This window comes from Pseudomonas sp. RT6P73 (assembly GCF_054897715.1).
The window spans coordinates 4467309-4487783 of sequence record NZ_JBUBUV010000002.1 but is presented as its reverse complement, the minus strand read 5'-3'; the positions used below and the strand labels follow the sequence as shown (position 1 = coordinate 4487783).

The following is a 20475-nucleotide window of genomic DNA, read 5'->3' as shown; positions in this document are numbered from 1 at the left end:
TGCAAGACGAGCAAAACAAGGGCGCAAAGTCTAACAGGGCAGGGGAGATTGAATAAGAGGAATTATCGTTTGGTTGATGTGGGGCAGGTTTTCACAGAAGACCGAGGCGCGGCCATCGCGAGCAAGCTTCGCTCCTACCAGAAACAGTTTTGGGCGGGTATGAAAAAGGCGACCCGAAGGTCGCCTCTTTAGTCACTCAGCCAGCGCTGATCAGAACTCGTGATCAGCGTTGTCCGGGTTCAGGTCGGTGATGCCCAGTTTGCCAGCGGCGGCTTCGATCGAACCGGTCTGCTTGACCAGGGATGCGATAGCGTCACGGACGATCTGGTTGCCAGCGGTGTTGCCGGCGGCGATCAGCTGGTCGTAGTGCTCACCCTTGTTGGCGTGATCGACGATGACCTGCATCTTGGCTTCAGTGGCGGCCAGATCAGCTTTCAGTGCGGTGTCGGCAGCCGGGTCGGCTTTGGCCACCAGGGACGACAGGCTGGCGCCGGTCATTTTGGTGCCGTCGACACGGGTGTATTCGCCCAGGTAGACGTTGCGAACACCCTTGGCATCGTAGAACTGCGAGTTATGGGTGTTGTCGCTGAAGCAATCGTGTTCGTCTTCAGGGGAGTTGGCTTCCAGGGAAACCTTCATGCGCTCGCCCGCCAGTTCGCCTAGGGACAGGCTGCCCATGCCGAACAGCATTTTGCGCAGGCCGGTATCAACCGGTTCGGCTTCCAGGGTGGCGCGGTAGTTGTCGGCCACGTTCGGCTTCCAGTTACCGACCATTTCTTCCAGGTCGCTGACCAGCAGCTGGGTCACGGATTTCAGGTAAGCGCGGCGACGATCGTTGTGACCGCCGGTGGCGCCTTTGCCTTCCAGGTAATCGGAGGCTGGACGTTTGCCGGCGCCAGGGCCGGTGCCGTTCAGGTCCTGGCCCCAGAGCAGGAATTCGATGGCGTGGTAGCCGGTGGCGACGTTGGCCTCGGAACCGCCCAGCTCGTTCAGGCTGGCGAGTTTTTCCGGGGTGATGTCTTTGACGTCGATCTTGTCTTCGCCGACCTGAACTTGAACGTTGGCGATGATATTGGCCGTGGCACCTGGGTTACCCAGTGCGTGCTCGTAGGATTTGTCGACATAGTCGATCAGGCCTTCGTCCAGTGGCCAGGCGTTCACCTGACCTTCCCAATCGTCGATGATGGTGTTGCCGAAGCGGAACACTTCGCTCTGCAGGTAAGGAACGCGGGCAGCAACCCAGGCAGCCTTGGCGGCTTTCAGGGTGTCGGCGTTCGGCTTGGCGAGGAAGGCGTCGACGGCGGTTTGCAGGGTTTTCGCGGTGGATTCGGCATCGCTGTAAACGGCGAAGACGATGTCGGCGTAATGCGCGACAACGGCTTTGGCGGCGGCTTCGTCGACTTTGCTGGTAGCGGCAGGTGCGGTGGCGGGAGCCGGCGCGGTCGTGCTGGCGGCCGGCGTAGGCGCTGGAGCTGCAGCTTTGTCTTTGCCTTCGCCACAACCGGCGAGGGAAATAGCGATGGCCAACAGACTGGCGGTAGCCAGAGGCATACGAATCATGGCGAACATCCTGCTTCGAGAGGGGGTGGTATGGCGCAGCGAGTGCGCAAAACTGCGACATAATGCAAATCTTTCGCATTATGTGTAAAGGGTTGTAGCTGGAAATATTTCTTATTCACACAAGAGTTGTGTCGTGGATCAAAAGATCGCAGCCTCGTTTCACTCGACAGCTGCTACGCAAGCACATGGACCCGTAGCAGCTGTCGAGTGAAACGAGGCTGCGATCTTTTGATATCTACAAAATAGCCGCGTTAGTGCGCTGTGCCTGTTTAAGGTAGGCGCTCAGTTCCCGTGCCGGCAACGGTTTGCTGTAGTGGTAGCCCTGACCTTCGTGGCAGCCTTCGGAGATGATGTAGGCCTCTTGCTCGGCGGTCTCCACGCCTTCGGCAATCACCTGCATGCCCAGGCTCTTGCCCAGCTGGATGATCGCCCGAACGATGGTGGCATCGTCGTCGTCATCGAGCAGGTCCTGCACGAAGCTCTTGTCGATCTTGATCTTGTCCAGCGGCAGGCTTTTCAGATAGCTCAAGGACGAATAACCGGTGCCGAAATCGTCGATCGCAATCAATGCGCCGGAGCGACGCAGGCTCAACAGATGCTGGGCGGCGGTGCTGATGTCTTCCATCAGGCCGGTTTCGGTGACTTCCAGTTCCAGGCTGCGGGGTGGAAGGCGGTACATCTGCAGCAGGTTGTTGACCACTCGCGGCAGCTCGGCGTGGTGCAGTTGCACCGTAGACAGGTTCACCGCCATGCGCAGGTCGACGAAACCCTGGTCATGCCATTCGCGCAGTTGTTTGCAGGCCTGATCCAGCACCCATTCGCCGATGGCGATGATGGTGCCGTTCTGCTCGGCCAACGGGATGAACAGGTCGGGCGGTACCAGGCCATGCTCGGGATGCTGCCAGCGAATCAGCGCTTCAACGCCCACCACCCGGTGATCGCGGTAGCTGATTTGCGGTTGGTAGACGAGGTAGAACTGGTCCCGGCGCAGGGCGTCGCGCAGATCTTTTTCCAGTTCCCGGCGGCGGCGCATCTCGGTGTCGACGCTGGCGATGTAGAACTGATAGCGGTTGCGCGAGCGGGTTTTCGCCAGCGTCATGGTCTGCTCGGCTTTTTGCAGCAGTTTCTCGGTGCTGTCGCCGTCCTCGGGAAACAGGGTGATGCCGATGGTCGCGCGCAGGCGGATTTCCTGATGATCGAGGGCAAACGCCGCTTCCAGGTCATCGAGAATGCTTTGCGCCAGTTCAGCGGCTTCATAAGGTTGTTCGATATTGGCCTGGACCAGGGCGAACTGGTCGCCACCGAGACGGGCGAGGGAGCCGAGGCGACCGCTGTGAGCGCGCAGGCGATCGGCCAAGGCCAGCAGCAGTTGGTCGCCGGTCTGATAGCTGAACTGTTCGTTGATCCCTTTGAAGTCGTCCAGACCCACCACCAGAACCGCAACCCGACGTTGCAATTTGCCGGCGTCGACGAGGATCTTGTCCAGTTGCTGCTGTAATTGCTGACGGTTCGGCAGGCCGGTGAGGAAGTCGTATTGGGCCATGCGCAGCAGACTGTTTTCCGCTTCGTGGCGCAGGTGGGTGTTGCGTTCGATGGATTCGAGCAATTGGTTGGCGGTGTTGATCCAGATACCCAGTTCGTTCTTTTCGTGGCCCTTGAGCAGCGGAATCTTGTGTGCGCTGGGGCGGTCCGGATTGATCTCGGTCAGGTGTTCGATGATTCGCGACAGCGGTTTGGTCAGCAGCCAGTGGTAGACCAGGTACAGCACCAGGCCCATGGCCAGGGCGCGTAACACGCCGGAGATGAAGATGATGACCGAGCTGACGATGAAACCCTGCCCGTAGGTGGCGGTGTCGAGGGTGATGCTCAGGTCGCCGTAATATTCGCTGTACGGGCCGCGACCGACCAGTTGGGTGGTGAAGGTGCGCTCTTTGCCGAGGATCAGGTCGGTTAGCCAGCGGCTGTTTGAATGCTGCAACTCACGGGATTTTTGCGCGAGCATGGCTTCGTTGGGATGGCCGATGGAGGCCTGGCGCACGGCGTCGTCCTGGAACAGGCCTTCGATGACCTGCATGCCCATTTCCCGGTCCAGGCTGTAGACGGCTTGGGTGGAGGGGTCGCGGAACATGTCGAGGATGCGCTCGGCATCGTTGGCCACGGCCTGGCGTGTTTTATAGGCATCGAAAACGATCTGCGCGCAGCTCAAGACCACGCCGACGATCAATGCCGACAGGAGCACGACCCGGAGCAACTTCACCGACAAGCTGTTCTTGAGTTCCAGCTTCAAAGGGTTATTCCTTGTTCCGTGCGGGTAGCATCAAGTTGCCATGAGTATTGGCAATCCCGTGATGGCAGTCAAAGGGACAATCAATCTCAGGGTTTTTTGCCGGTAGCTTGGCCGAAATGCTGTTGTTTTGAGTATTTGTCCTATTAGTACTGTGTCGGTTGTTGGGTCCTTCAACTTGAGGGGGATTGGGACTATTTTTCCGTTTGTTGATGGTAGCCTGCTGTGGCGTGGGGGCAAGGAGCTGAACGCTGGTTTCATTGTCGGATATTGGCTTGGTTACTTGGCGGCGTTCCTTCGCTCCGGCATTCATCTGGGGGCATCGCCTCCGGTCGGCTTCGCTTCGACCTCCTCTCGATGTGTTCGACTTCGTCGAACGGCGCTACGCGCCTACCCCCCAGATGAACGCCTCCACTCAGCCTCCCGACGGGGCGGGCAGATCAAAATCAAAAGCAGGCGAGCTAACGCTCGGCCTATTGAGTGGTGAGAAGCGAAGCGTGTACGCCGATCCATTGTGGGAGCTGGCCTGCCAGCGATGGCGGCCTGACAGCCGACCAATTTCTTGCAGGTGTACACCGACCCCTGTGGGAGCTGGCCTGCCAGCGAAGGCGGCCTGACAGCCGACCAATTTCTTGCAGGTGTACACCGACCCCTGTGGGAGCTGGCTTGCCAGCGATAGCGGCCTGACAGCCGACCAATTTCTTGCAGGTGTACACCGACCCCTGTGGGAGCTGGCCTGCCAGCGATGGCGACCTGACAGCCGACCAATTTCTTGCAGGTGTACACCGACCCCTGTGGGAGCTGGCCTGCCAGCGATGGCGACCTGACAGCCGACCAATTTCTTGCAGGTGTACACCGAACCCTGTGGGAGCTGGCCTGCCAGCGATGGCGACCTGACAGCCGACCAATTTCTTGCAGGTGTACACCGAACCCTGTGGGAGCTGGCCTGCCAGCGATGGCGGCCTGACAGCCGACCAATTTCTTGCAGGTGTACACCGAACCCTGTGGGAGCTGGCTTGCCTGCGAAGGCGGCCTGACAGCCGACCAATTTCTTCCTGCTTCCCCCCGATTGATCGTTCCCTACGCTCCGCGTGGGAATGCCGCCTGGGACGCTCCGCGTTCCATTTTTGTGTGTTGAAAGTTGTGTAAGAAACACAGCGATTTCCCACGCATTTTTCAGGTTGCCGGGTAGGAAGCAGTCTCTCTAACCTCTGGCTGTCGCTGAAAACTCAGCGACCGGGTGTGAGAGCCCGTAGAGGTTTTAATACAGCTCCAGTACCACCATAATTGCCGCCAGCTTATCCGCTGCCTGCAATGTTCAATGGCGGCTGTGTGCGGGCAGACTTCGGTCTGGCCGGGTGTATTCCTCTACCGGTTTCTCACTCCGCACATAGCTGCCACCACTCCGTCGCGTGAGAAACGACAGGTGATGGCTCCAGTTCGATTAGAGGATTTTTAGTTTGGATAAGTTAATCCCCGATCCACCCGTCAACACCGCACCCACTTCCGAAACCCCCGAAGCCGAAGCGCTCTTCAGGGACCGCGAAGCCATAAAACGCGCTCTCGATTACTACCTCGACCCGCCAGACCAATACATCCCCAAACCCCGTCGCCCCAGCACGATGTTCATGATCGCCCCCGACATGGACAGCGAAAGCCTCCTGGCCCAAGCCTGTGAGTCACTGGCCTCGGCCAGTGTCATGGCCAGTGATTTCGCCGCGAACCTGATCGGCCCGCAGCGTCATACGGCGCTGGCGATTCAGCAGATCATCATGCTGGCAGAGTTGGCGGTGAACCGGGCGCTGGATAACGTCGATCCGGCGTAACCTTTCAAAACCGCGTTATCGTTCATCGCGAGCAAGCTCGCTCCCACAGGGTGCGATGGCGTTCACAAACTCGGCGTACGACGCAAATTAGCCAATGTGGGAGCGAGCTTGCTCCGGGCGGCGTTCCGACGATGGCGGGCGGACAGCCGACCCATTTTTCAAGGCCGCTCAGGGCTCTCTGATTTTTCTCCAGCCCATAAAAAAACCCGGCATAAAAGCCGGGTTTCTTGTCTGGCGTCGAGCTTAAGCCTTGAAGGTTTTGCCTTCAAATTGCTCAGCCACGAATTTCCAGTTGACCAGGTTCCAGAACGCTTCGACGTATTTCGGACGAACGTTGCGGTAGTCGATGTAGTAAGCGTGTTCCCAGACGTCGCAGGTCAGCAGCGGGGTGTCGCCGCTGGTCAGCGGGTTGCCGGCGCCGATGGTGCTGGCCAGGGCCAGGGAACCGTCAGCCTTTTTCACCAGCCAGCCCCAACCGGAACCGAAGGTGCCGATGGAGGTTTTGCTGAATTCTTCTTTGAACTTGTCGAACGAACCGAAAGAAGCGTTGATGGCTTCAGCCAGCGCGCCGGTTGGTTGACCGCCGGCGTTTGGCGCCAGGCAGTTCCAGTAGAAAGTGTGGTTCCAGACCTGAGCGGCGTTGTTGAAGATACCGCCCGAGGAAGATTTGACGATTTCTTCCAGAGTCTTGCCTTCGAACTCGGTGCCTGGCACCAGGTTGTTCAGGTTCACGACGTAGGTGTTGTGGTGCTTGTCGTGGTGGTATTCCAGAGTTTCCTTGGAAATGTGCGGCTGCAGGGCATCGTGTGCGTAAGGCAGCGGCGGCAATTCGAAAGCCATGATGATTCTCCTAATCAGGTCAGTTGCGGTGAGCGCAAGGCCGATCACGGGCGGCCAGACAAGCGCCGGGGAGTTTGTACTCTTTGCGGCGCATCGGATCGGATCATAGCACCGGGGGTGCGGCATAACCACGCAACAACTGTGTGGAATAGAGGTTCCAGAGCCTTTTGGAATAATCAGCCGGCAACGATTAATTGAAACGCCACTGCAAACATCATCACCGCCACCAACAGATCGAGAATCCGCCAGGTGCTGGGCCGGGCCAGCCAGGGCGCCAACCAGGCGGCGCCCAGTGCCAGGGTGAAAAACCACAGCAACGACGCGCTCGCGGCCCCGACCACATAAGCGCCGGGCTCGGTTTGTTGCGCGCCGAGAGAGCCAATCAGCAACACTGTATCCAGATAAACGTGCGGGTTGAGCAGGGTCACGGCCAAGGCGCTGAGCATCACCGCGCGTAGTGAACGAACCGTCTGGTTTTCACCCTGTTGCAGGCTTTGTTTCGAACAGGCCCGACGCAGCGCCTGAGTGCCATACCAAATCAGAAATACAGCGCCACCCCAGCGGGCGACCGCCAACAGGGTCGGGTTTTGCGCCAGCACCGTCGCCAGCCCGAACACCCCGGCGGCAACCAATAAGGCATCGCAGGTTACGCACAACGCCGCCACCGGCAGGTGATGTTCACGCCGAAGGCTTTGCGCCAGCACAAACGCATTCTGAGTGCCGATCGCCATGATCAGCCCGGCGGCCACCAGCAGGCCGTTCACATAGCTTTGCCACATAAGGTTTACTCCGCGTTGGCTGCGAGGTCCCGCAGTACTTGCAGGGCGCGTTGGGCATCGGTCTGACCGACGAACAGGTGATCGTGGTAGTAGCCGGCAATCACGTTGCAACTGATGCCGGCCTGGCCCAGTGCCGTGGCGAACGCGGCGGTCAGGCCGACGGCTTCGAGGGCCGAATGCACGTTCAAGGTGATCCATGCCGCGACGTAGTCGAAGCTGAAACCGGCCTGTTCCGCGTGGGAACGTTCCAGAATCACTGTCAGGCCTTCCTGCTCGCGAAAGCTGCCGACGATCTCGAGACCGGCGGGTAATTTGCCGTCGCGCAGCGTGCAGAACACGTATTCGCCGTCGTTGAGCTGCGGGCTCATGCTGCGCAGCAGCGTTGCCAATGATGTTTCGCCAGCCATGTCGGTGATCCTTGTTCAAGAGTTCTTGCTGGCCATTCTCCGGTGCAACGCTGTATAAGAAAAACCAATCATGCTGATCGCTCATTAGGAAAACTGATGTTCGACTATAAATTGCTTTCTGCCTTGGCCGCAGTGGTCGAGCAGGCCGGATTTGAACGCGCCGCGCAGGTGCTGGGTTTGTCGCAATCGGCGATCTCCCAGCGCATCAAACTGCTGGAGGCGCGGATCGGCCAGCCGGTGTTGGTGCGAGTCACGCCGCCAGCCCCGACTGAAATCGGTCGGCGGTTGCTCAACCATGTCCAGCAGGTGCGTTTGCTGGAGCGGGATCTACAAACGCTGGTTCCGGCGCTGGACGAAGAAGGGCTGCCGGAACGTCTGCGCATCGCCCTGAATGCCGACAGTCTGGCGACGTGGTGGGCCGCAGCCGTCAGTGATTTCTGCGCCGAGCAACACCTGCTGCTGGATCTGGTGGTCGAAGACCAGACGGTCGGCCTTAAACGCATGCGCGCTGGCGAAGTGGCCGCGTGCATCTGCGCCAGCGAGCGCCCGGTGGCTGGCGCGCGCAGCGTGTTATTGGGCGCCATGCGCTATCGGGCGCTGGCCAGTCCCGCGTTCATCGCCCGGCATTTTCCTGTAGGGGTGCGTGCTGATCTGTTGGCGAAAACCCCGGCGCTGGTGTTTGGCCCGGACGATTTCCTACAGCATCGCTACCTCGCGTCCCTCGGTGTCGATGGCGGTTTCGAACACCATTTGTGCCCATCGTCTGAAGGCTTCATTCGCTTGACCGAAGCCGGACTAGGCTGGGGCCTGGTGCCTGAATTGCAGGTGCGCGAGCAACTGGAACGCGGTGTTTTACTGGAGCTTTTGCCAGATAAGCCCATCGATGTGCCGCTGTACTGGCATCATTGGCGCAACGGCGGTCAGCTGCTGGGGTTGTTGACCGATCAATTGGTGCGTTCGTCGAAGCAATGGCTGGTGCCCTGGAAGCAGTCATAAGCGTCAAGCTGCAAGCTGCAAGTGAAGCGCTTGCGGACCGTTTTTAACTTGCAGCTTGTAGCTTGAAGCTCACAGCTGCATTTGTTGGAGCTCTACATGAAAATTCTGGTCACCGGCGCAAGCGGCTTCATTGGCGGACGCTTTGCGCGTTTTGCCCTGGAGCAGGGCCTGGACGTGCGGGTCAACGGTCGCCGGGCCGAAAGCGTCGAACACCTGGTGCGCCGTGGCGCCGAGTTTATCCCGGGCGACTTGAGCGACCCGGAACTGGCGCGCGAGCTGTGTTCCGATGTCGAAGCGGTGGTGCATTGCGCCGGCGCGGTCGGTGTGTGGGGGCGTTATCAGGACTTTCATCAAGGTAACGTGCAGGTCACCGAAAACGTGGTCGAGGCCTGTCTGAAGCAGCGCGTTCGGCGCCTGGTGCATTTGTCGTCGCCGTCGATCTACTTCGATGGCCGTGATCACTTGGAGCTGACCGAAGAACAGGTGCCTAAACGGTTCAAGCATCCCTACGCCGCCACCAAATTCCTCGCCGAGCAAAAAGTCTTTGGTGCCCAGGAATTCGGCCTCGAAACCCTGGCCCTGCGCCCGCGCTTCGTGACGGGGGCGGGTGACATGAGCATCTTCCCGCGACTGCTGAATATGCAGCGCAAGGGACGCCTGGCGATCATCGGCAACGGCCTGAACAAGGTCGATTTCACCAGCATGCAAAACCTCAATGAAGCGTTGCTCAGCAGCTTGCTGGCCAGCGGTTCGGCACTGGGCAAGGCCTACAACATCAGCAACGGTACGCCGGTGCCGTTGTGGGACGTGGTCAATTACGTCATGCGCAAGATGGAAGTCCCACAAGTGACGCGCTACCGTTCCTACGGTCTGGCCTACAGCGTTGCCGCGCTCAACGAAGGGGTGTGCAAGTTGTGGCCGGGGCGCCCCGAGCCGACGCTGTCGCGACTGGGCATGCAGGTCATGAACAAAAATTTCACCCTGGACATCAGCCGCGCCCGGCATTATCTGGATTACGATCCAAAAGTCAGTCTCTGGACGGCCCTCGATGAGTTCTGCGGCTGGTGGAAGGCCCAGGACATTCGCTGACTTTCCAGTTGCCCGTCTGCCAGCACTGAACCGAGTTTGGCGTTGAGGGTCAATCGGTGCGGCAGTGGGGTTTATACTCGCCGCATACAACCATCACCGCGTTCCACAAAGGTTGACTCAATGTCCATGCGTAACGATGCCAACGACGACTTCGATTTACCGAGCCTGCGCGCAGACGTCCCCGATGACGATGATTTTCCGACCACTACTCGCACCTCCGTGCATTCGCGGACGGCACCGGTGGTCAAAGTCAAAAGCGCCAGCACCGGTCCTCTCTGGGCCTTGGTCGGCGCTTTGTTCTTTGCGTTCGCCGGCCTTGCCTGGTGGAGCTTTCAGCAGATTTCGCTGATGGAACAGCAACTGGTGGCCACCCAGGAAAGTTTCGCGCGTATCAGTGAGGATGCGGCGGGGCGCTTGCAGGATATTTCCGGCAAGGTGGTCGCCAGCCAGACAAATGTCACCAGCGACAGCGAAGCCCTGAAGCTGCAAATCAAGCAACTGGAAACCCAACTGCTGGATCAAGGCAAGCAGCAGCAGGGTGTTGTCGGTCAGACCAGCGATCTGGACAAGCGTCTGGCACAGATGACCGCGCAAACCACAGATCTGGACAAGCGCCTGGCGCAGATGACCGCCCAGAGCACCGAACACCAGACCGCCAACACGCAATTGCAGGCGCAGGTCAAAGACTTGAGCACTGAGTTGGCCGCGCTGAAAAGCGCCCCGGACGACAGCAGCAAATTCGACGCCCAGCTCAAAAGCCTCGGCGCCGACATCGTCGCGCTGAAGAAACAGGGCAACCCGAGCGCCGCGATCGAGCGTCTGGAACAGGACATCATCGTGCTCAAAAGCGAACAGGACAACCGCCCGTCTCCTGCGCAAGGCGCCACCAATACGGCGGAGTTCGACGCTTTCCGCGGGCAAACCACCCGCAACATCAACACCCTTCAGGCGCAGATCCAGAATCTGCAACAACAACTCCGCGCCAGACAGTAAACCCTGTGTAGCAGCTGTCGGACCTGTAGCAGCTGTCGAGCCCCGGCGAGGCTGCGTTCGGCTGCGAAGCAGTCGTCAATCCAATCAACTCGGTTTACCTGAAACACCGCGCTGGCTGATTTTACGACTGCTACGCAGCCGAACGCAGCCTCGCTGGGGCTCGACAGCTGCTACAGGTCCGACAGCTGCTACAGGGTTCTGAATGTTCGTACATATCCCATTGCCGTCTACGCTCTTGAAACACCGAAAAGAACGAGGGATGCATTATGGGGGGGCTGCACAAATTAGCCGTGCTGGGCGGGATGCTGTTGCTGTGTCTGGGGCAGGTTCAGGCCGCCACGGCGGAAAAGGATGACAGCCAGGCCGCCAAAGCCTTGCTGGAAAAAGCCCTGGCCTATTACCACGACAACGGCGACAAGGCCTTCGCAGCCTTCAGCCGCCAGGGCGAGTTTGTCGACAAGGATCGTTACGTCTTCGTGGTCGATACCAAGGGCGTGATGCTCGCCAGCGGCGGGCCGTCTTCGGCGCTGATCGGGCGCGATGTGTCTGAAACCCTCGGGCCGGATTTGCAGAAAGCCTTCAAGGACGCCTTGAACGTGCCGGAGGGCAATGGCATTCAGCAAGCTGAATACCGCTGGCAGAACTGGTCCGACGGCAAGGTCGAGCGCAAGCACGTGTTTTATCAGCGCGTTGGCCAGCGGATTCTGGCCGTGGGTTACTACCTGCCACGGGCGTCAGCGGAGCAGGCGATGGCCTTGCTGAACAAAGCGTCGACGGATCTCGCCAAGGACGAAAAGGGCACGCTGACCGCGATCAATTCCCTCAAGGGCGGTTACTTGCAGGATGACCTGTACGTGTTCATCGTCGACCTGAACACCCAGCGTTATGTGGCCCACGGCACCAACCTGCGGCTGATCAACACCGACTTCGGCAAGATCAAGGACCCAGAAGGCAAACCGGTGGGCGAGCCGATCCTGGCACTGATCGCCAAACAGGATAACGGCGAATACGAATACCGCTGGAAAAACCCGGTGACCGGCAAGGTTGAAGACAAGCATGCCTACCTGAAAAAGGTCGGGCATTTTCTGGTTGCGGTCGGGTATTACAGCCCTTGATTCTTTGGTGTCTGTGAGGACGCCTTCGCGGGCAAGCCTCGCTCCTACGGGGATTACGCTGTACCTGTAGGAGCGAGGCTTGCCCGCGATGGCCGCGACTCGGTCTATCTATCGAACCTTATCTTCCCGCCCCCGCAACAACATATTCGGCATCGCAACCGCCGCCGCCAACCCCAGCAGCGACACCGCCGCACTGACCATCAACAAATGCTGGAAGGTCAGCAGCAACTCGGCACGCAAGGCGTTCTGCGCATCTCCCGGCGCGGCATTCAATCCATCCAGCAACACATTCCCCGAACTGCCCTCGGCAATCAGCGACGAGCCGGCCAGGTGGGCGAAGCTCGAATCCTGCAGCAACGCCAGCAGCAGCGCCGACATCAACGCCACCCCCACCGCCCCACCCAGCGAGCGGAACAGGTTGGTGGTGCTGGTGGCGACGCCGATATCCCGTTGTTCCACCGAGTTCTGCGTCCCGACCAGGGACGTCGGGAATTGCATGCCGCTGGCGATCCCGCTGAGCAACATGAACAGGCTGCTGAGCACGAAAGCCTGGGGCGGACTGAACGCCATGCCGAGAATCGAGATCGGCATGAGGATGGCGCCGGTCAGGATCATCGGTTTGTAGCGCCCGGTCACCGAGGTCCGGCGTCCGGCGAAATAAGCCCCGATCGGCAAGCCCATGGCCAGTGGCAACAAGTGCAGCGCGGCGCTGTCGGCCCCGGCGCCGGTGACGCTCTGGAAGCGCAGCGGCATCAGCACGATCAGCGAGATGGCCTGGAAACTGGTGAAGAAAATCGTGCACCAGCACAGGATCGCGTTGCGGTTGGCGAACAGGTGCATCGGCAGCAACGGCTCCCGCGCCCGGCGTTCATGCCAGACGAACAGCGCCAGCACCAACACCGCACACCCGAGCAGGCCCAGCACTTCGGCGCTGCGCCATGAGTGGCCCTGGCCGACTTGGGTGATGCCCAGCAACAAAGCGGTCAAGCCGATAATCATCAGCAGCGTGCCGAGGTAATCGATGATCGGTTTGCGTTGTGGCACGGGCAAACCCACCAGCGTGCGATTGGCCACCAGCCAGGCACCGAGGCCCAGCGGCAGGTTGATCAAAAATACCCAGCGCCAGGACAGGTATTCAGTCATGTAGCCGCCGAGCACCGGGCCGGCGACACTGGCCACGGCGTACATGCTGCTGAAATAACCTTGATAGCGACCGCGCTCCCGGGGCGGGACGATGTCGCCGATGATCGCCTGGCTGACCGAAATCATCCCGCCCGCGCCGATGCCTTGAATGATCCGCGCCAGCACCAGTTGCTCCATGCTCTGGGCCATGCCGCAGAACAACGAGGCAAGGGTGAACAGGCCCATGCCGAACAGCATCAACTTGCGTCGGCCGTACAGATCGCCGAGTTTGCCGTAGATCGGCACCGCCACGGTCATTGCCACCATGTAGCCGGAAATCACCCAGGCCAGCAGGCTGACGTCCTTGAATTGCGCGGAGATGGCCGGCATTGAAACGGCGACGATGGTCTGGTCCAGTGCGCCAAGAAAGATCGCCAGCATTAGGGCGATCAACACGCTGCGAATGGCCGGTTTAGGCGTTTCAGGCTGGTTGAGATTGGTCACGGGTAAAAACCTGCGGGCAATGATGACCCGCAAAAGCAAGGCGAGCGGGGATGCTCGCCAGTGTATCAGGGCGTGTCATCCATTATTTCCCGCGTCGCGTTGCCGCCTGAAAGCGGGCCAGGCAAGGCGAAGTCCGAAGGTAAGGGTTGTTTCCTTGCCGAGGACTTCAACGCAGCATGGCCCGCTTTCAGGCGACAACCCGAAGGGCCGGGCGTGCTGTTGCGCAGGGCTGCGTTGCTCGGAGCTTATTTGGAATGACCAAACCGCGCTCCTCGCGCCTTGCCCTGCGCAACAGCACACCCGGCGCGACGCGGGAAATAATGGATGACACGCCCTCGGGTAGCAGGCTATTCGATAGCCTCATACGGAAGTCCGACGTAATTCTCTGCAATGGTTTTTCGACCCGCTTCAGAGTGGACGAAGTAGTCAAGCTCCGACTCGCTGATGCGCTGACTGAAGGCGTCGTTTTCATCGAAACGGTGCAGCATCGAGGTCATCCACCAGGAAAACCGTTCGGCTTTCCAGACCCGGCGCAGGCAGATCTCGGAGTATTTTTCCAGCAAATCCAGACGCCCTTCACTGTAAACCTTCAGCAAAATCGTGAACAAGGTGCTGACGTCGCTGGCCGCCAGGTTCAGGCCTTTGGCGCCGGTAGGCGGGACGATGTGCGCCGCGTCGCCGACCAGGAACATCCGCCCGTACTGCATCGGTTCCACCACGAAACTGCGTAGCGGCGCGATGCTCTTTTCGATAGACGGCCCGGTCACTAGGACGTTGGCGAGCTCAGAAGGCAGACGCGATTTGAGCTCATCCCAGAAGCGCTGATCCGGCCATTCCTCGACTTTCTCGTCCGCCGGCACCTGGAGGTAGTAACGCGTGCGGGTCGCGGAGCGCATGCTGCACAGGGCAAAACCACGCTCGTGGCGGGCATAGACCAACTCCTCGTGGACCGGCGGCGTATCGGCGAGAATGCCGAGCCAGCCAAACGGATAGACCCGCTCGAAAACCTTCAGGCAATCCGCGGGAATCGACTGCCGCGACACGCCATGGAAGCCGTCACACCCGGCGATGTAGTCGCAATCGAGGCGATACGTTTCACCATCCTTCACGAACGTCACGAACGGTTCTGCGGTTTTCATCCCGTGCGGTACGACGTTGTCGGCCTGGTAAATGGTCTGTGCGCCAGCCTCCCGACGAGCGGCCATCAGGTCGCGGGTGACTTCGGTCTGGCCATAGATCATCACGGTTTTGCCACCGGTCAGGGCTTGCAGATCGATGTGCACCCGGCGCCCGTCGAGGGCCATTTCGAAACCGCCATGGACCAGCCCTTCGGCGTCCATGCGCTGACCCACCCCTGCCTGCCGCAACAGCTCTACCATGCCTTGTTCAAGGACTCCGGCGCGAATGCGGCCGAGCACATAACCCGGGGTCTGGCGTTCGAGGATCAGGGTGTCGATTCCGTGGTTATGCAGCAACTGGCCGAGCAGCAAACCGGAGGGGCCGGCGCCGATGATAGCGACTTGGGTTTTCAGCATTTTCATTGTTGTTATGACTCGCAAGCTTCACGCGACCACGGCCGGTGAATGATTTTTATGGATCGAGTGCTTGCATTTTTCCCTTGCGGGTCTGTCAATTGAAGGTGAAAACTGAGCCGATACCTGTACATTCTGCCAATCGGTGCGATTATCGCCCGTAACCCTTTGAGGCCTGGATTGAAGTGATGAACAAGCCTGACCTGCCTTCGATTCCAGTGTTCAAGCTCTACGGTGAAAGCCTGGACTGGCCGACCCCCGACTTGCTGCACTGTGAAACCATTTCCAAACGCAGCCGCGAACACCAATGGGAAATCAAACCCCACCGTCACGCTGATTTATGCCAGTTGCTCTTCGTATTCAAAGGTCAGGCAGAGCTTGAAATCGAAGGCAAACAGACGCAACTGACTGAACCGGCAATCCTGATCCTGCCGCCGTTATCGGTGCATGGTTACCGGTTTTCCGAGGACGTCGAAGGATTCGTCGTGACCCTCGCCGCGCCGCTGGTTGCCCATCTTCAGGCGCAACTGGGCAACTCGGTTAGCGCACTGGCCCAGGCCGAAAGTTACCCGGCGGGCAAGGAAAGCGACTACCTCAACAGTCTGTTTTCGGCGCTGCAAGACGAATACACCGGCCACCAGCCCGCGCGCGAGATGCTCATGCATTCGCTGGTCAGCGTGATCATGGTGTGGGTCAGCCGTCAGGTGATTTCGCGCCGCGCCGCCAGTCAGCGTCCGCAACGGGCCCGGGAATACCTCAACGGATTTATCCAGTTGGTGGAAGAGACGTACCGCCAGCACGTCAAGGTCGAGGATCTGGCACACCGGCTAGGGATTTCCGTGTCCCACCTCAATGGCACCTGCCGTGAGCTGGCGGGGCAACCGGCGTTGCAGATCATGCACGAGCGCCAGCTGCTGGAGGCCAAGCGCTTGCTGACCTACACCAGCATGACCATTTACGAAATGTCCGATGTGTTGGGATTTTCCGATCCAACCAACTTCACGCGCCTGTTCCGACGCCGGGTGGGGATCTCGCCCAAGGCTTTTCGCGACCGCTTGAAGGCCGATCAGGACAACGAAGCCTGACCGCCTTCGTTACCGAAGGGCATTGAGGGTCGCGTTGTGGGGAATGCAATGCTCGTAGTTACAACTCGCGGTTTCACGGGGCAGTTGTCGCAACTGCTCGACACGCCAGGCGGCGGTGCCATACAGCGCCAACGTCGCGGCGCAGGTGACGAAAATGGCGAGGTATCTTCTTGTTTTGATGTTCATGGCGTTGACCTCTGAACGAATACCCTTCGGTACTCCTTTCAGCATAGGTCAGCGCGGGTGAGATGCCAGTCACACGTCCTGCGTATGTAACCCGTCATTCAGAACACTGATATCCCCTGTAGGAGTGAGCCTGCTCGCGATAGCGGACTGTCAGTCAGCATCATTGTCGGATGTGACGACGCCATCGCAGGCAAGCCAGCTCCCACAAGGGATTGTGTCGAGCACAAAAGCTGCGGTATCCCCCATCAAACTGTGGGAGTGAGCCTGCTCGCGATAGCGGAGTGTCAGGCAACAGTGATGTTGAATGTCAGACCGTCATCGCGAGCAGGCTCACTCCCACAGTTTGATGTGGTTACAGGCCTATATCCCACGCCGGTTCTTCGGGGAATCTGAGCACCAGGAAATCCAGCATGCTACGTAGCGCCGCCGGCATGTGCTTGCGTGAGGCGTACACCGCGTACACGTTCATCTGCCGCGGCTCGGCCTGGGGCAGCAGGCGAATCAGCTCGCCACTGTGGATATGAACGCCCGCCTGATAACTGGGCAGCATCGCCACGCCAGCCCCGGCGAGGGTTGCGCGCAGCAGCGTACTGGCTTCATTGGCGCTGATATTGCCCTGTACCGGCACCGACACCGGCTCGCCGTCCTCCTCGAAATGCCAGAGGCTTTTGCCGAAGTAGGAATGGGTCAGGCAATTGTGCTGGCTCAGGTCCTCGACCCGTTGCGGCGTCGGGTGTTCGCGCAGGTAAGCGGGGGAGGCGCAGATCACCGATCGGCAGACTGTCAGCCGCCGAGCAATCAGGTTTGGGTCCAGGTCGTTGCTGGTGCGGATCGCCAGGTCGATGCGCTCATCCACCAGGTTCACCGTGCGGTCGAGCATCTGCATGTCGATGCTGACACCGGGATAGCGTTTGACGAAAGCCGCCATGGCATCCGCCAGTTGCGCCTGGCCGAATGAGGTGCTGACGCTGATGCGCAGCAGGCCGCGGGGCGCCTCGTCCGGCTCGCTGACGGCGGCTTGCATGTCGGTGGACAGGTCGAGCATCTGCCGACAGCGGGGCAGGATTTCGCTGCCGGCGGCGGTCAGGCTCAATTTGCGCGTGGTGCGGTGCATCAGGCGTGCGCCGACCCAATCTTCCAGCTCCGCCAGATAACGCGAAACCACTGGCCGTGACAGGTCCAGATGATCGGCGGCGGCCGATTGGCTGCCGAGGTCGACCACTGAGACAAACACCCGCATTGCTTGTAGACGATCCATGATTTGCCCGCTTTCAGAAACAAACTATGTTCAAGCATCGCATTTTTTGTACTGAGTCAGGCAACTAAGCTCTGTCCCCATCGCCAGACACGGCATTCGGACCACGGAGCAACAGATGATCGGCTTCACCTCTCTCAAGCGCATTTTGCTGGCCACCGCCACTCTCGGCTTCGCGGCCCACGCCGCGGCGGCATCGACCCTGACCCTGGACGTGTATAACCCGGGTGACAAGGCGATCTTCCCGGTGACCTCGGTCCTGGTCAGCGGCGAAAAAGAAGCGATTCTGATCGACGCGCAATTCGGCATATCCCAGGCCGAACAAGTGGTCGAGAAGATCCGCGCCAGCGGCAAGCAACTGACCACCATCTACATCAGCCACGGTGACCCGGATTACTACTTCGGCCTCGACACCCTGACCGCCGCGTTCCCGAGCGCCAAAGTGCTCGCCTCGCAGCCCACCGTTGATCACATCAAACACACCGTCGACGGCAAACTGGCGTTCTGGGGGCCGAAAATGGGCGCCGACGTGCCGGCCAAAACCATCGTGCCTGGCGTACTCAAGGGCGACAGCCTGATGCTCGAAGGGCAGAAGTTGCAGGTGGTGGGCCTGGACGGCAAGCAGCCGGACCGGACCTTTGTGTGGATCCCGTCGATCAAGGCTGTCGTCGGTGGTGTGGTGGTCGCAGAAAACATCCACGTGTGGATGGCTGATACGCAAACCGCGCAATCCCACGCCGATTGGTTGACTACGCTGCACTCCATCGAAACCCTGAAACCGAAAACCATCGTGCCGGGGCATTACCTGGGTGAGAGTGCCCGTTCGCTGGCCGCCGTGCAGTTCACCGCCGATTACATCAAGGCCTTCGACGAAGAAACCGCCAAGACCAAGGACTCCGCCGCGCTGATCGCCGCCATGAAAAAACGCTTTCCGGCAGTGGGCGAAGTGAGCTCGCTGGAGCTGAGCGCGAAAGTCGCCAAGGGCGAGATGAAGTGGGGTGAGTGAATTTATACCGTGAACACGGACACCTGTGGCGAGGGGATTTATCCCCGTTGGACTGCGAAGCAGTCCCAAGCTTTGACGACTGCTTCGCAGCCGAACGGGGATAAATCCCCTCGCCACAAAAGCCCTTTTGCCACGCAAATTTGCAAAGATTCACCCAAGCCAACTGGAGAACATCATGAGCAAAATCGCAATCATCGGTGCCACCGGCCGTGCCGGCAGCCAACTGCTGGAAGAAGCCCTGCGTCGTGGTCATAGCGTCACTGCTATCGCCCGCGACACCTCGAAGATCAGCCAGCGTGCCGGTGTGGTCACCAGGAACGTCGATGCCCTTGATGCCGAAGCGTTGCAAGTTGCCGTCGAGGGTCATGACGTGGTGATCAGCGCGGCACACTTTTCGACCCTTCCGGCCAGCGCCGTTGTCGGGCCGGTGAAAAAGGCCGGGGTGAAACGTCTGCTGGTGGTGGGCGGTGCGGGTTCGTTGTTGCTGCCGGACGGCACTCGCGTCATCGACAGCACGGGCTTTCCGGAGGCGTACAAGGCTGAGGCCAGTGCCGGGGCTTTGTTTCTGGAGAACCTGCGTCAGGAAAACGATCTGGACTGGACCTTTCTGTCGCCGTCGGCGGAGTTTGTCGAAGGTGAGCGCACGGGGGCGTTTCGGGTTGGGAAGGATGATTTGCTGGTGAGCGGTGCAGGGCGGAGCTGGATCACGTTCGCCGATTATGCGATTGCGATGATCGATGAAGTGGAAGTGTCGAAGCACTCCCGGCAGCGGTTCACCATCGGGTATTGATCCGCGCAACACCACAAACTTGTAGCAGCTGGCGAAGCCTGCGTTCGGCTGCGCAGCAGTCGTAAACCCTGTATCCACGATTTTCCTGGCACACCGCGGTGTATGGTTTTACGACTGCTTCGCAGCCGAACGCAGGCTTCGCCAGCTGCTACAGGGGGCAATTCAGCGCAAGGCTCAGCGCGCTTGTGCCTGCTCCACCAACCACCCCATCAATTCGCGCAACTTCGGCGAAGGCCCGGGTTTTTCCGGGAACACCAGGTAATACGCCAAACCCGTTTTCACCTTCAATTCAAACGGCATGACCAGCCGCCCGGCGCTCAGGTCGTCGCCAATCAACGACCAATCCCCAATCGCCACACCGGTCCCCTGGGACGCCATCGACATCGCTAAATCCAGGGTTTCGAAATGCTGTCCCTTGCCGACATTGCTCAAGCGAATATCCGCGCTGGCCAGCCAGGCTTTCCAGTCGCGTTCATCCCGGGTCGGATGCAACAGCATGTGTTGTTCCAGATCCTCCGGCGCCTGCAACGGCACCGGCCCATCGAGATACGGCCGAGAGCAGACCGGCGTCAGTTGCTCATCGAACAGCCGATGGGACGTCAGTGACGTCTCCGGCGGTACGCCATAGATCACCGCTGCATCGAACTGCTCGCGATGAAAATCCACGCCGTGTTTCACCGTGGTGGTCAATTCCACTGGCACATCCGGGCGCTCCCGTTGCCACTGCACCAGGCGCGGCAACAACCAGCGCATCACGCAGGTCGGCGCCTTGAGTTGCAGGGTTTTGCGCTTCTCGCCGATCTGCTCCACCGCTTCGTCGATCAAACCGAAAATCTGCTGCACCCGTGGCAGCCACTCCCGTCCTTCGGCGGTCAAGTCGAGGCCCCGCGCCTGGCGGATAAACAGTTCATAACCCAGATGTTCTTCCAGCCCGGCGATCTGCCGACTCACCGCGCCCTGGGTGATGTACAGCTGTTCGGCGGCCCGGGTGAAGTTACAGCACTGCGCGGTGATCAGAAAAGTGTGCAGCGCCGGCAGGGGAGGCAATCGTTTCATTGGGATCCAAGGTATGACGTGAGGACATGGCTAGTATGACTTTTTATCCA

At 59.8% G+C, this 20475-nt stretch carries 18 protein-coding genes; 8 read left to right on the top strand and 10 right to left on the bottom strand.

Annotated elements, in window-relative coordinates:
* Window positions 1-210: 210 nt before the first annotated feature.
* Together ACYZT6_RS20920 and ACYZT6_RS20915 are read right to left on the bottom strand one after the other, a co-directional pair.
* Window positions 211-1560 (bottom strand): imelysin family protein, encoded by a 1350-nt coding sequence (locus ACYZT6_RS20920; RefSeq protein WP_461955456.1) that lies wholly within the window; start codon window positions 1558-1560, stop codon window positions 211-213.
* 235 nt (window positions 1561-1795) lie between these two features.
* Window positions 1796-3847: a putative bifunctional diguanylate cyclase/phosphodiesterase gene (locus ACYZT6_RS20915; RefSeq protein ID WP_462028461.1), complete on the bottom strand. Its 2052-nt coding sequence runs from the start codon at window positions 3845-3847 to the stop codon at window positions 1796-1798.
* A 1457-nt stretch (window positions 3848-5304) separates the two neighbouring features.
* Here ACYZT6_RS20915 and ACYZT6_RS20910 point away from each other — a divergent pair.
* Window positions 5305-5670: a DUF6124 family protein gene (locus ACYZT6_RS20910; RefSeq protein ID WP_462028460.1), complete on the top strand. Its 366-nt coding sequence runs from the start codon at window positions 5305-5307 to the stop codon at window positions 5668-5670.
* Window positions 5671-5913: 243 nt separating this feature from the next.
* On the opposite strand, the gene ACYZT6_RS20905 is transcribed toward ACYZT6_RS20910, so the two are convergent.
* From ACYZT6_RS20905 to ACYZT6_RS20895, 3 genes are all read right to left on the bottom strand, one after another.
* Entirely contained in the window at window positions 5914-6510 is a 597-nt protein-coding gene (locus ACYZT6_RS20905) for a superoxide dismutase (RefSeq protein ID WP_010457614.1), read from the bottom strand.
* Between the two features lie 176 nt (window positions 6511-6686).
* Window positions 6687-7289, bottom strand: coding sequence for a LysE/ArgO family amino acid transporter (locus ACYZT6_RS20900; protein WP_462028459.1), 603 nt, complete (start codon window positions 7287-7289; stop codon window positions 6687-6689).
* A 5-nt stretch (window positions 7290-7294) separates the two neighbouring features.
* Entirely contained in the window at window positions 7295-7696 is a 402-nt protein-coding gene (locus ACYZT6_RS20895) for an ACT domain-containing protein (RefSeq protein ID WP_462028458.1), read from the bottom strand.
* Window positions 7697-7792: 96 nt separating this feature from the next.
* Here ACYZT6_RS20895 and ACYZT6_RS20890 point away from each other — a divergent pair, with 96 nt between their 5' ends.
* The 4 genes from ACYZT6_RS20890 to ACYZT6_RS20875 all read left to right on the top strand — a co-directional run bounded on the left by ACYZT6_RS20890 (window position 7793) and on the right by ACYZT6_RS20875 (window position 11889).
* Entirely contained in the window at window positions 7793-8692 is a 900-nt protein-coding gene (locus ACYZT6_RS20890; protein WP_462028457.1) for a LysR family transcriptional regulator ArgP, read from the top strand.
* 96 nt (window positions 8693-8788) lie between these two features.
* Window positions 8789-9781: an NAD-dependent epimerase/dehydratase family protein gene (locus tag ACYZT6_RS20885; protein ID WP_462028456.1), complete on the top strand. Its 993-nt coding sequence runs from the start codon at window positions 8789-8791 to the stop codon at window positions 9779-9781.
* A 120-nt stretch (window positions 9782-9901) separates the two neighbouring features.
* Window positions 9902-10774: an ATPase gene (locus tag ACYZT6_RS20880; protein ID WP_462028455.1), complete on the top strand. Its 873-nt coding sequence runs from the start codon at window positions 9902-9904 to the stop codon at window positions 10772-10774.
* Window positions 10775-11040: 266 nt separating this feature from the next.
* Window positions 11041-11889: a cache domain-containing protein gene (locus ACYZT6_RS20875; protein ID WP_462028454.1), complete on the top strand. Its 849-nt coding sequence runs from the start codon at window positions 11041-11043 to the stop codon at window positions 11887-11889.
* A gap of 108 nt (window positions 11890-11997) precedes the next feature.
* On the opposite strand, the gene ACYZT6_RS20870 is transcribed toward ACYZT6_RS20875, so the two are convergent.
* Both ACYZT6_RS20870 and pobA read right to left on the bottom strand, forming a co-directional pair.
* Window positions 11998-13515: an MDR family MFS transporter gene (locus ACYZT6_RS20870; protein WP_462028453.1), complete on the bottom strand. Its 1518-nt coding sequence runs from the start codon at window positions 13513-13515 to the stop codon at window positions 11998-12000.
* Between the two features lie 347 nt (window positions 13516-13862).
* On the bottom strand, window positions 13863-15047 hold the full coding sequence (pobA, locus tag ACYZT6_RS20865) for a 4-hydroxybenzoate 3-monooxygenase (RefSeq protein ID WP_462029991.1): 1185 nt from the start codon (window positions 15045-15047) through the stop codon (window positions 13863-13865).
* Window positions 15048-15235: 188 nt separating this feature from the next.
* Between pobA and ACYZT6_RS20860 the strand changes: the two genes are divergently transcribed.
* Complete coding sequence (locus ACYZT6_RS20860; RefSeq protein WP_461976296.1) at window positions 15236-16132, top strand: helix-turn-helix domain-containing protein; 897 nt, start codon at window positions 15236-15238, stop codon at window positions 16130-16132.
* Window positions 16133-16141: 9 nt separating this feature from the next.
* On the opposite strand, the gene ACYZT6_RS20855 is transcribed toward ACYZT6_RS20860, so the two are convergent.
* Window positions 16142-16318: a hypothetical protein gene (locus ACYZT6_RS20855; protein WP_462028452.1), complete on the bottom strand. Its 177-nt coding sequence runs from the start codon at window positions 16316-16318 to the stop codon at window positions 16142-16144.
* Window positions 16319-16670: 352 nt separating this feature from the next.
* Window positions 16671-17576: a LysR family transcriptional regulator gene (locus tag ACYZT6_RS20850; RefSeq protein ID WP_462028451.1), complete on the bottom strand. Its 906-nt coding sequence runs from the start codon at window positions 17574-17576 to the stop codon at window positions 16671-16673.
* 115 nt (window positions 17577-17691) lie between these two features.
* On the opposite strand from ACYZT6_RS20850, the gene ACYZT6_RS20845 reads away from it, so the two are divergent.
* Window positions 17692-18579: an MBL fold metallo-hydrolase gene (locus tag ACYZT6_RS20845; RefSeq protein WP_462028450.1), complete on the top strand. Its 888-nt coding sequence runs from the start codon at window positions 17692-17694 to the stop codon at window positions 18577-18579.
* A gap of 175 nt (window positions 18580-18754) precedes the next feature.
* The gene (locus ACYZT6_RS20840) at window positions 18755-19369 is read left to right on the top strand and encodes an NAD(P)-dependent oxidoreductase (protein ID WP_462028449.1); all 615 of its coding nucleotides are present in this window, start codon (window positions 18755-18757) and stop codon (window positions 19367-19369) included.
* A 174-nt stretch (window positions 19370-19543) separates the two neighbouring features.
* Here the strand turns inward: ACYZT6_RS20840 and ACYZT6_RS20835 are convergent, their stop codons facing one another.
* Window positions 19544-20425: a LysR substrate-binding domain-containing protein gene (locus ACYZT6_RS20835; protein WP_462028448.1), complete on the bottom strand. Its 882-nt coding sequence runs from the start codon at window positions 20423-20425 to the stop codon at window positions 19544-19546.
* Window positions 20426-20475: the final 50 nt, after the last annotated feature.

Bases quoted from the DNA above. Each gene is read 5' to 3' on its own strand.
- ACYZT6_RS20920 (WP_461955456.1), bottom strand. From the start codon at position 1,560: ATGATTCGTATGCCTCTGGCTACCGCCAGTCTGTTGGCCATCGCTATT.
- ACYZT6_RS20905 (WP_010457614.1), bottom strand. From the start codon at position 6,510: ATGGCTTTCGAATTGCCGCCGCTGCCTTACGCACACGATGCCCTGCAG.
- ACYZT6_RS20900 (WP_462028459.1), bottom strand. From the start codon at position 7,289: ATGTGGCAAAGCTATGTGAACGGCCTGCTGGTGGCCGCCGGGCTGATC.
- ACYZT6_RS20895 (WP_462028458.1), bottom strand. From the start codon at position 7,696: ATGGCTGGCGAAACATCATTGGCAACGCTGCTGCGCAGCATGAGCCCG.
- ACYZT6_RS20890 (WP_462028457.1), top strand. From the start codon at position 7,793: ATGTTCGACTATAAATTGCTTTCTGCCTTGGCCGCAGTGGTCGAGCAG.
- ACYZT6_RS20885 (WP_462028456.1), top strand. From the start codon at position 8,789: ATGAAAATTCTGGTCACCGGCGCAAGCGGCTTCATTGGCGGACGCTTT.
- ACYZT6_RS20880 (WP_462028455.1), top strand. From the start codon at position 9,902: ATGTCCATGCGTAACGATGCCAACGACGACTTCGATTTACCGAGCCTG.
- ACYZT6_RS20875 (WP_462028454.1), top strand. From the start codon at position 11,041: ATGGGGGGGCTGCACAAATTAGCCGTGCTGGGCGGGATGCTGTTGCTG.
- ACYZT6_RS20860 (WP_461976296.1), top strand. From the start codon at position 15,236: ATGAACAAGCCTGACCTGCCTTCGATTCCAGTGTTCAAGCTCTACGGT.
- ACYZT6_RS20855 (WP_462028452.1), bottom strand. From the start codon at position 16,318: ATGAACATCAAAACAAGAAGATACCTCGCCATTTTCGTCACCTGCGCC.
- ACYZT6_RS20850 (WP_462028451.1), bottom strand. From the start codon at position 17,576: ATGGATCGTCTACAAGCAATGCGGGTGTTTGTCTCAGTGGTCGACCTC.
- ACYZT6_RS20845 (WP_462028450.1), top strand. From the start codon at position 17,692: ATGATCGGCTTCACCTCTCTCAAGCGCATTTTGCTGGCCACCGCCACT.
- ACYZT6_RS20840 (WP_462028449.1), top strand. From the start codon at position 18,755: ATGAGCAAAATCGCAATCATCGGTGCCACCGGCCGTGCCGGCAGCCAA.
- ACYZT6_RS20835 (WP_462028448.1), bottom strand. From the start codon at position 20,425: ATGAAACGATTGCCTCCCCTGCCGGCGCTGCACACTTTTCTGATCACC.